The sequence below is a fragment of the Bacteroides fluxus YIT 12057 genome (assembly GCF_000195635.1).
GTDB classification, from domain to species: domain Bacteria; phylum Bacteroidota; class Bacteroidia; order Bacteroidales; family Bacteroidaceae; genus Bacteroides; species Bacteroides fluxus.
In genome coordinates this window covers 61,178-71,498 of the sequence record NZ_GL882604.1, presented here as the reverse complement: position 1 = coordinate 71,498, position 10,321 = coordinate 61,178, and the positions used below count along the sequence as shown (strand labels likewise).

The 10,321-nt window shown below is 42.9% G+C and carries 7 protein-coding genes; all 7 read right to left on the bottom strand.

Going from position 1 to position 10,321, the window contains the following annotated elements; translation table 11 throughout:
- On the bottom strand, window positions 1-1,155 hold a 1,155-nt coding region (locus HMPREF9446_RS00415; RefSeq protein ID WP_009123455.1), incomplete at its 3' end, for a P-loop NTPase fold protein.
- A gap of 16 nt (window positions 1,156-1,171) precedes the next feature.
- Window positions 1,172-2,302, bottom strand: a complete 1,131-nt coding sequence (locus HMPREF9446_RS00410) for an ATP-binding protein (RefSeq protein WP_004291480.1) — start codon at window positions 2,300-2,302, stop codon at window positions 1,172-1,174.
- Between the two features lie 301 nt (window positions 2,303-2,603).
- Window positions 2,604-3,209, bottom strand: a complete 606-nt coding sequence (locus HMPREF9446_RS00405; protein ID WP_004304269.1) for an RteC domain-containing protein — start codon at window positions 3,207-3,209, stop codon at window positions 2,604-2,606.
- Between the two features lie 238 nt (window positions 3,210-3,447).
- Window positions 3,448-3,870 (bottom strand): dihydrofolate reductase family protein, encoded by a 423-nt coding sequence (locus HMPREF9446_RS00400; protein ID WP_004291474.1) that lies wholly within the window; start codon window positions 3,868-3,870, stop codon window positions 3,448-3,450.
- 279 nt (window positions 3,871-4,149) lie between these two features.
- A complete protein-coding gene (locus tag HMPREF9446_RS00395) occupies window positions 4,150-5,472 on the bottom strand; it encodes a sigma-54-dependent transcriptional regulator (protein WP_004291471.1) in 1,323 nt (440 codons plus the stop codon).
- Window positions 5,465-7,783 carry a hybrid sensor histidine kinase/response regulator gene (locus HMPREF9446_RS00390; RefSeq protein ID WP_004291467.1) on the bottom strand — a complete coding sequence of 773 codons (2,319 nt, stop codon included), beginning with the start codon at window positions 7,781-7,783 and terminating at the stop codon, window positions 5,465-5,467. Before HMPREF9446_RS00390 ends, HMPREF9446_RS00395 begins: the two co-directional genes overlap by 8 nt.
- Window positions 7,783-9,708 carry a tetracycline resistance ribosomal protection protein Tet(Q) gene (gene tet(Q) / locus HMPREF9446_RS00385; RefSeq protein ID WP_004291466.1) on the bottom strand — a complete coding sequence of 642 codons (1,926 nt, stop codon included), beginning with the start codon at window positions 9,706-9,708 and terminating at the stop codon, window positions 7,783-7,785. Before tet(Q) ends, HMPREF9446_RS00390 begins: the two co-directional genes overlap by 1 nt.
- Between the last annotated feature and the right edge of the window lie 613 nt (window positions 9,709-10,321).

Here is a 10,321-nt window from a genome sequence, read left to right as displayed (position 1 = left end):
CGAATATAACAGGTGCATAAACGGATAATCAGATATAGTTTCTTTCGCTTCATTTTCTGTTTCTCCAAATGCTTCAACAAACAGTTTGTTGAATATACTTCGATAGTCGGTAATAACAGGAGGAGCAACACGATAAACAATAGGGAAAGTTTTATTGATAAAATACTTGGTCAGTTGTTTCGTTTGTTCGTCGGTCTCATCTCCGAATGCACAAGCTAAATGTGTTTCATCGAAAGGAATAACAGCCCAAACATTTTCAAAACCGCTATCGGCGAAGAACGTATGGATAGAAGACCATAATTCTTTTACTTTTTCAGCGGGGAGACGATCCATGTTGTCAAAAACAAGGACTAATTTACGTTGTCCTTTTTCCTTGATAAAATCAGAAATGTCTTGCATCCATGTTTTGAACTCGTAAACCGTTGGTTCGTCTTCGCTCAAAGTCTCATAGCAAACGTCCTTTTCGACTTTATCTTGATAAATAGCTAACATATAACTCCATCCATATTTATGATCTTTGCTATATGCCCATTTCCAAACGCACAATGCAATAAGAACTGGCAGTGCAGCTATGATAATAGACAATAAAGAAAACCACCATGTTGTGGGTGTAGGTTTTACTGCATACGCAATAAATGTAAATATCGGAGTTAAAACTGCAACCAAAAATGCCGCAACCATACCATTACTGATAAGGGGATATTTTTCGGTTACGGTCTCCGTTTTACGGGCTAATAAATATTTCAGCTTTTCAGACCATGATACGGTTTTCGTACCTCCACCTTTGACTTTTATTGTTGCATTTCCAGATAGGATACCATCATCAATAAGTTTGCTTGTAAGCAATTCCAATATAGAGCGGCGTTGCAAGTCCTCTTGATGTCCCCATGCGTCATACTCAAAAAAGTAATAGTCGTCTGATAATTCACGTTCCAACATTTTAACCACGTTGGATTTTCCAGATCCCCAAATACCTTCGATGCCGATAATTCGAGGTAAAGTACATTCCTCATCCAATGAATCATTCTGACAAAAATGGCGAGCAATAGTTTTTGCCAACCTTTCTTGCGAACCTCCATCGAATTTGTCAATACCACACGGTTTATTTTGGATAAACCGCGGATATTGCTGTTTGGATTGTAGTTTTGTTTCCATATACGTAATTTATTGATTATACGAACTCCAAATAATTCTCCCGATTTACCACATGAAACTCGGCATAGGGATAGGCTTCTTGGAAGGCTTTCGGTGCGGCCGGCATTTTATTTCCCCACTTGAACTCCAAGGCGGTAAGACTGTCGGCACTCTCCTCAATCAGGTCGATTTCCTGTTTGTCGTAGGTGCGCCAGAAATAGAACTCCCTGTGCAGTCCCTCATTGAAGTTCGCTTTGCGCCGCTCTCCGATGATGTAGTTCTCCCACAGCGCACCGACATCCTGCCGAATGGCCAGCGGTGAGAAAGCCCCGATAATGGCATTGCGAATGCCGTTGTCGTAGAAGTACCACTTGCCAGCTTTTGTAACCTCCTTGCGTAGGTTACGCGAATAAGCCCCCAGACGATAGATAACGAAGACCTTTTCCAATAGGTCGAGGTATTTTTCAACGGTCGTCTTGCTCATGCCGAGTTGTTTACCTAACTCTTCGTAAGAAACTTCGCTGCCCAACTGAAAAGCTATCAATCGCAGTAGATCGCGCATCTTGCTCGAATTTTTTAAGCCGTCAATTGCTAAGATATCTTTAAGCAGGTATGCACCGACAATATCACGTAGGTAGTCTGTTTTACGTTCATAGTTCTCCATCATTACTACTTCGGGATAGGAACCGTAAATCAAGCGCGCTTCGAGGTTCTGGCGGGTTTCAAGTGCCGTTTCCGTCTGTGCGATTTCCCGTTGCGAGAATGGTGTAAGGAGAAATTGCGTACTGCGGCCGACCAACGGTTCACCAGTCTTATTCAGCAAATCGAATGACGAAGAACCACTTGCCAAGACACTTATTCCCGGTATTTCATCAACTATCAACTTCAGAATACTACCGATTTGTGGTATGTTCTGTGCCTCATCAATAGCCAGCAAATCAATACCATCCAATAAATGCCGATAATTGGCTATTGAGCGATTCTCCAATAGTGCTAATGTGTCGTAGTCTTCGCCGTTGAGCATCATCGTCCTACCTGAATAGTTGTCCACAATTTTACGCATCATTACCGTTTTACCAACACGGCGAGCACCAAAAATCAGTACTGCTTTATTGGGCGCGATTCGTGCTGTAATCTTCTCTTGAAGTATTCTATTTACTGTTTCCATACCTTATAAAATATAATGCAAAGATAATCATATTTTTTTAATTGGCGAATTTTACAAAAAAAACGGGCTATTAAATGGCGATTTTTACAACCACAATCTTATGGAAGTTGTTTCATTGTTTTTAGTAATGATATATGTTCATACTATGATGACTCAATAATTTACCAGACATACGTTTCTGAAATTTGTCCTTATAGGAATGAAAAACTCACATATATTGTGCTAATTAATATATAATTAAATGAAAATAAAAAGACAGGATACGAGTATTCCTGTCTTCTCATATGTAATGGATATTTTTTTATTTTCTCATCCGCTCCAACTCCTCATCACGCAACATTCTCTCGTTCAGTTTTTCCTGCATCCTGTCAATGAAATAGGTGCGGCTTTCGTTCTTCCGGCGTTTGATATCAGTGTAGAAGCGGTAGCAGTCTTTAGAATCAACCCCGAATATCTTATAGAGAAGTGGGGCGAGCTGTTTGAGCGGCATATTGCCGTTGTTGATGCAGCCCATCACGTCTATGCCGTAGATAAGTTCCACGAGGTCGATGGCATTGCCCGTCCATTGAAGAAGGCTGGCGGTGGTTTCTGTTGCGTTGTTGGCGGATATTAGTGGTGGCACTTGGGGCGTGGCAAGGAATTTCTGCATCTTTCTTACGAAAGACAGAGCCTTGCTGACGTAGGCGGCAATCTCTCTTTTTTCTTCTGACAGATTACGTACGGGATGGTGCTGCAACTCGATTTCGATGTAGGCAAGCGCGATGACGGTAAGGTTCATGTCCATGCCGCCGTTGCACAGTTCGATCACTTGGGTGGCGAAAGCCGTGTATGCCGTTTCCATATTGCAGTCGCCGGCTTCGTTTATCAGGCGGAAAAAGTCGGTTTCCGCCAGCAAGAAATAATTCATGGTTCTGTCAATTTTGAAAATTACACTTTGTTTTCTGCGTGCGCACATGAATATAATTGGCAAAAAACGCGGCAGAAAATAAAAAATCCAACACTCAATTTTACAAAGTGCTGGATTTCAGAGGTATAAAATTCAGTATTTTTTCACAAGGACAAATTATCTCCGACTTAAATTGTTTGTAATCGGAACATTTATTCTATTCCTGAAAATAGAAATGTATGCTTGCCGCACATTTTGGCTATCTTGCTTTTTTATCAAGGATATAGATAATGCGACATACACCGTTGGGATAGCTTTTCAAAGAGGAAAGCGTCCAGTGTTGCTCTGGCAGAGCCGACTTAAAAAAATGTCGTCCGCTTCCGGATATGAAAGGAACGGTGTATAGTATGATTTCATCCACAGCGTGCATCCGCAGCAGTCCGTTTATATAGTCTGCCGTGTCCGGTGTGGCTTCCGCGAGGTAACGGATGTTTGTGCAGTCTTTTCTCCATTCGTGCAGCATTGAAATGGAATAGTCCGGTGTCACACGGTAAAAGGCTTTCTTCCTGATTTCATCAAGACCGCAACGGTCAAGGCACAAATCCTGATGTGCTTTATCATATAACTCTGAAGAAAGACATCCGTCCATCGTCAGTACGGCGAGAATCTGAACTTTACCCATAATCGTTTCCTTTCGTTAGGCAAGGGTAAAAAAGTAGCGTGCAATTCACACTACCTTCAAGCGATGGCTCTGGTAAAGCCTTTACGGAGAGTACGTGAATGCACGCTATGCGTAAGCATAGCATAAGCATCACGCAATCGTCTCCGTAGTTCCAATTTACCAGATTTTCGCTTGAAACGCCTTGCGGTCTTATCCTATATGTTGGCGGCGAAAAGCTCCTGCCAATCGCCGTTTTTCTCAAATGTTATGCAAAGATAGCCAAATTCAGTGAATTACGGGCTATGATTGCTTGAATTTATATTTAAGTCCATACTCTTCAAGTTTGCTGTATAGTGTTGTCCTGCCTATGCCGAGCAGTTCTGCGGCGACACTCCGGTTGCCGTTTGCCTGTTTCAACGCACGCAATATCCGCTCCTTATCCTCCGCGTCATTGCGCAAGGCGAAGCTGACAGTAGAGGTCGGTTTCGTCACGGCAAGTTCCAGATGCTCTTTCATGACAACACCTTCCTGCGCCTGCAATACAGCACCCATAACTTTCTGCCGAAGTTCCCGCACGTTGCCCGGCCATGCGTGTGTCAGCAACGCTTTACGTGCTTCGGAACTGAACCCGCTCACGCTACACTCCAGCTCTCTGTTTGCCATATCACGGAAGAACTCTGCCAGCGGCATAATGTCTTCTTGACAGTCACGCAACGGAGGAACGGTTATCCCGAAGTCGTGCAGGCGGTACAGAAGATCCTGCCGAAAACGCTTTTCATTCACCGATACCTCCAAATCTTCATTGGTAGCAGCGATGATGCGGACATTGAAATTCCGGTCTGCCTTGTCTCCGACCGGGCGATACCGCCTCTCCTGTATGGCACGGAGCAACATCTGTTGGGTTTCCAACGCGAGGTTTCCTACCTCGTCCAGAAACAACGTGCCGCCTTCCGCCTCATGGAAATATCCTTTCTTGGCATTGTCCGCACCTGTAAATGCACCTTTGACGTGTCCGAAGAAAGCCGACGGTGCAAGCTCTTTGGAGAGTGAACCGCAGTCCACCGCCACAAATGGCTTGCCTGCACGTTTGCTCTTGTCATGCAACAGGTGGGCAATATGCTCCTTGCCCGTGCCGTTCTCACCAAATATCATCACGCTCATATCGGTGGCGGCTACCAGCCTTATGCGGTGCATGATTTTCTGAAAGGCGGAACCTTCACGGGCGAATATAGGCATACGGCGTTGTCCTGCCTGACGTTCTTTCAGTATGGAACGGATCAGGGGGACAAGTTTATCCTCCACAAGCTGTTTGGGAATATAGTCTATCGAGCCGAGTTTCATGCTTTCCACGGCGGTATTAACTTCGGCGTAGTCGGTCATAATGATGAAGGGCTGCATCTTTCCCTCCTTTCGCATCCAGCACAAAAGGTCTATGCCACTGCCGTCAGGCAGACGCAGGTCGGCAACCACGATATCATTATCTGTTGCCTGTTGCAGATGTTTCTTCGCGGTTGAGAGGTGGTAAGCCTTCATATTGCGGTAGCCCTCCCGTGACAGCATATTGCAGACATATTCGCAATACACGATGTTGTCTTCCACCACAATTATTTTTGTCTTATTCATCTTCGTATTTTCTCCTTTCCTCTTCTGCCAACCGTATTATTTCCACTCCCTTATCCAGCACGGCAGTCACGGCATGGCTTAACGCTTCACCATCCGGGAGAGCATCGCCACGAAGCAATCCGTAAAGTACATTCAGCGGTTGGTCGGCACGGAGCACCTCCCACGAACTGCGCAGGTGGTGGATCAGGGAATCCAGCTTTTGCAGGTCTTTTTCTTTTGCTGCATCCCGTACCGCCTGCATTTCCTTTTCTGTTTCAGTTATCAACTTTTCCAGCATGACGGCTTCATTGCCATAGGACAATAAGGCGGAAAAGTCCGGTTTCCCGTCCGGTGTCGCTTTTATGGCACACCTGTCGGAAACCTCCATCAGTTCCGATATGGAGAACGGTTTGAACAGGCATCCGGCAAAGCCTTTTGCCAATAGTTCCCCTTTGTTACAACTGCCCGAAGCGGTTGCCACAACCACCGGGATTGTTGGTGAATTGCCCACGTTGGACGAACGCAACAGTTCCAGCAATTCGAAACCGTTTATATCGGGCATATTCAAGTCTGTCAGCAACAGGCTGTATTCTTTCTGGCGTATCATTTCCATCAGTGCCGCAGCATCGGTGCAAGTGTCGCAGTGTATTCCTTCTTGGGAATACATCTCTTTCAGCATCAGAAGTAATACCTCATCATTGTCAATGGCGACAACATCATGGAATTTATTGTTATGATAAACAGGTGTATTGCTTGTATATCCAAGCTGTTCTTCAGCTTCCTGCATAGAAATTTCAACTGTGAAACGACTGCCTTTCCCTTTCTTGCTGTCTAAACGGATTGTTCCGCCAAGCATCGACACAATATTACGCATTATGGCAAGCCCAAGCCCGAAACCCTCCTTTGCGGCGGCATTTGATAGACGTTCAAACGCACCGAACGCTTGTTTCTGTTCCTCTTCTGTCATGCCTGTACCTGTATCTTCAACGACCAGTGTCAGAACTCCATTATCATATTCAGTAATCAAAGAAACACCGCCTTCTTCTGTGAACTTGACAGCGTTTGACAGCAGGTTATTCCCGATTTGTATTATTCGCTCTTTGTCGGTCAATACAATGGCATCGTGTCCAGTCTTCACGGACAAGGACAGCCCTTTGTTCACGGCAACAGGCATGAACTCCGTTTCAAGTGTGTGCGTGATTGCTGAAATCCGGCAGGGTGACAGACGGGGCTGTTCCTTGCCGTTGTCCAGGCGGAAGAAGTCAAGCAAAGTGTTAAGCATATCCCGCATACGGTCGGAGGATTGCAGTATGTTTTGGATATACTGCCCGGACTTATCCTCACACTGTTCTTTCCGTATCAGTCCGGCATAGCCTGTTATTGCTGTCAGCGGTGTGCGCAGTTCATGGGTGATAGTATGTACCGCCTTCTTCCTTGACGTTATCAGTGCCTCGTTCCGTTGTACGGATTGTTCCAGTTGCCTTATCAAATCAGTTGTCTTGTGCTTGTATTGTTTAATGCTTTTTGCATCACGATGTATGATGATGTAGGAAATTAACAACAATAGAAGAACGAATCCCATTAAACCGCCTACTTGCATAAATGACTTTTCACGCATGGCAACTATTTCGTTTTCCCGGCTTTGCAGTTCGGTTTGTACCTTTTCTTCTATTTGGCAAATCAATTCTTGCAGTTGTCTGTTAAGTTCTGCATTACGAGCTGCAAGGCTGTCGGCTTGTTCCGACAATTGGCGATCCTGCACTTTCTGTTCGCTGATTACGTTTCTATTGACCGAATGAAGGATAGTGGTTGATACTGCTGGAGTTACTTCCTTTTTTTTGCCGAATATGCCTAAGAAACCTTTTCGTTTTGGCTTTTTGGACTGTTCCTGCACACTTTTCTGTACAATAACCGGAATTTGATTGGCTATCTTCTTGTTAATAGATTGTTGTTCATCCATTAACCGGACTATCTGGAACATCTGTCGTTCCTTATCCTCTAAAAGACTGCGCACACTATCGATGCGCTCTGCTGGATAGGTGGCCTTGAAACGGCAGAGCATACTGTCCATTGCCATACGCCGTGCATGGTAATGCTCGATATCTTTATCGTTCCATTCCAGTATTGTTTCACCCAATAGAGAAAATTTTATCATTTGAATATTGATATTGTTTATTTCTTTTCGGAGCTCGTCTATTTTTTTATTGCCAAGTTCTAATGCTTCTATCTCCTGCCATTCATAGAGGCTATTATATGCCATACATCCGATAAGAATGGAGATAAGTATATATCCCAACCGTATTGCCTTATAGAAATTTCCTGACCGCTCCATTATTTTAATGACATTGATTTTTGGAACATGAATAAAAGTTTATCTTTTTCGTTCATGCGGATATTATCAGAATAACCGTCTTTTGTTATTTGATACCCACATGGCTTAACCATAAAAATGCCTAAGCCCTTAGTGTACGAACTTACTTCTGAGGCATAGTCTTTACTTGTATTTAATGGAACTTTCCCTTTAATATGACACCACTCATTATTACAACTGATGTCTTCAATCTCAGACATCAGTTTTTGCAAATCTGTAATAGCTTTGGAACTCGCTACTTGGGGTATCTGCAACTCAAAACAGAGCATCGGTTCGAGAATGTCCACACCTGACTGTTGCAAAGCCAGCCTGAAGACATAAGGGGTCAGCTGTCTGAAATCAGCAGGTGTACTTACCGGGCTATAATACTCGGCTTGAGTAAAAGTTACTTTCAGATCTGTCACTTCCCATCCATGTAAACCAGATTGGCAAGACATACGAATCCCTTCAAAAACGGCATTTTGAAAAGAATGGTTCAGATAACCATAGGAGATGTCACTTTCGATTTGCAACCCTGCCCCTAACGGTAAGGGTTCAAGAGTCAGCCCTATTGTGGCCCAGTAAGGGTTGGGTGGTACTTCGATCTGAATAATCTTATTGACCTTTTTTATAGGTCGTTCTTTGTAGATAGTCTTGATCTCATCAAAATGGACCTTTACGGAAAATCGTTCTTCCAGCAATGTCTGTATGATTTCCTTTTGGGTCAAACCATATAACGAGATTTCCAATTCATCACTATATGAGTTTATGGAAAAGGACAAAGACGGGTCTTCAATCCACAATGTATTCAGAGCGGATATCACCTTGCTTCTCTCTTCGGGCTTATTTGGCCGGACGGAGGATTTGAGAGCGGGATGCTGATGAGATAATCCTTGAATCAAACAAGGTTTAGCACCTAAATAATCTCCGATTCGAAAATCTTCTATATCTTCTACAATCGCGATATCATTGGCACCCACTTCATCAACATTTATCTCTCTGCCCTGATAAATAGTCTTTAGATTTTTAATCTTGATGAATTTTTCCGAATCGTTGATTCTTACAACGTCTCGAAGTCTCAGACTTCCGTCAATTATTTTAAGAAAACTTCTTTTATGCCCTTTGGGGTCATGCTCTATCTTATAGAGATAAGCTGAAAGTCTGTTTGAGACTGATGCCGGAGGAAGTATAAAAGAAGAAATGGCGTCCAACAACTCATTGATACCGATATTGAACATTGCTGATCCATGTAGCACCGGATAGACTTTGGCTTTTGCCACAAGAGCGATTATCGTATTCCAATAATCAGCCGGTGAAATTTCGCTATCCGCCAAATATCGTTCTAATATATCGTCGTCATGGTTGCATACAAATTCTTTGTATTCTTCCTTTATATATGTTTGGGAGCAAACCGGATAAACCGATCCATCGACAACAGTTTGCATAAACAGGACATCTTGCGACAGATTTGTTTTTATATCCATATACAAACGCTCCAAATTCACACCGGCACGGTCAATCTTATTGATAAATATAATTGTCGGGATTTGCAGCTTTTGTAAAGTACTGAACAGCAACTTTGTCTGCGCTTGTATGCCTTCCTTTGCGGATAAGATGAGGACTGCTCCATCAAGCATTTTGAATGTCCGCTCCACTTCCGCAATAAAATCCATGTGTCCCGGAGTGTCAATGATATTGCATTTCACTCCATTCCAGATAATAGATGTCGTAGAAGCCCGGACAGTAATTCCTCTACGTTTCTCTATATCCATAGAGTCCGTTATGGTGTCACCATTATCCACACGGCCGCACTTTTCCGTTGCTCCACTGGCAAACAGCAGATTCTCGGTTACGGAAGTTTTTCCTGCATCAATGTGAGCAAGAATTCCTAAATTTATAATATTCATTTGGATTAAGCAATAATATACTACAGTAGATGCATTGTCGAAACGCACCTTTTAATACCTCCTCGTAGCATATGAGAACTACAGGATTACTAACTCGTATTAATATGTATATTATTACTGCCGCATAACGATTACAAAATTACACAAAAAAATATATCTAACAAAAGTGGGAGGATTTTTTAACTTTTTACCATAGACATTTTATTAGGGAAGCGTAGGTTCAACTGGCAAGTACAAATAAGTAGAAATGTTTGAACAACACCGTTTTAGGAAGTTGAAAAATCAAGTTTCTCTCTCGGTATAGCGTTTATTTTGGCCAATATCTTCTTTAGTTTAGCATTTGTGTATTTCCCATTCGTGTTCTATTTAGCTCCTTATTATGAGTATGTAGCAAGTTACTTATCAAATTCAGCCTCTTTGAGGGTCAAATATGGTTTTGCAAATGGTGACTGACAAGACATAAACAAGGTCAGCAGGAATTTTTTACATAAATGGACATGAATGTATATAACCTAAAATAAGAATAAATTTTAATAAGGGCTGCCCAAAAAGAAAAAAATGCAGTTGCCATCCTATAGATACTTGCAGAAAGGATAAAATTTACTTTTAGACC

What these genes read in the sequence shown, in the direction of transcription:
- HMPREF9446_RS00390 (WP_004291467.1), bottom strand. Translation starts at nt 7,783, where the DNA reads ATGGAGCGGTCAGGAAATTTCTATAAGGCAATACGGTTGGGATATATA.
- HMPREF9446_RS00405 (WP_004304269.1), bottom strand. Translation starts at nt 3,209, where the DNA reads ATGAATTATTTCTTGCTGGCGGAAACCGACTTTTTCCGCCTGATAAAC.
- HMPREF9446_RS00395 (WP_004291471.1), bottom strand. Translation starts at nt 5,472, where the DNA reads ATGAATAAGACAAAAATAATTGTGGTGGAAGACAACATCGTGTATTGC.
- HMPREF9446_RS00400 (WP_004291474.1), bottom strand. Translation starts at nt 3,870, where the DNA reads ATGGGTAAAGTTCAGATTCTCGCCGTACTGACGATGGACGGATGTCTT.
- HMPREF9446_RS00410 (WP_004291480.1), bottom strand. Translation starts at nt 2,302, where the DNA reads ATGGAAACAGTAAATAGAATACTTCAAGAGAAGATTACAGCACGAATC.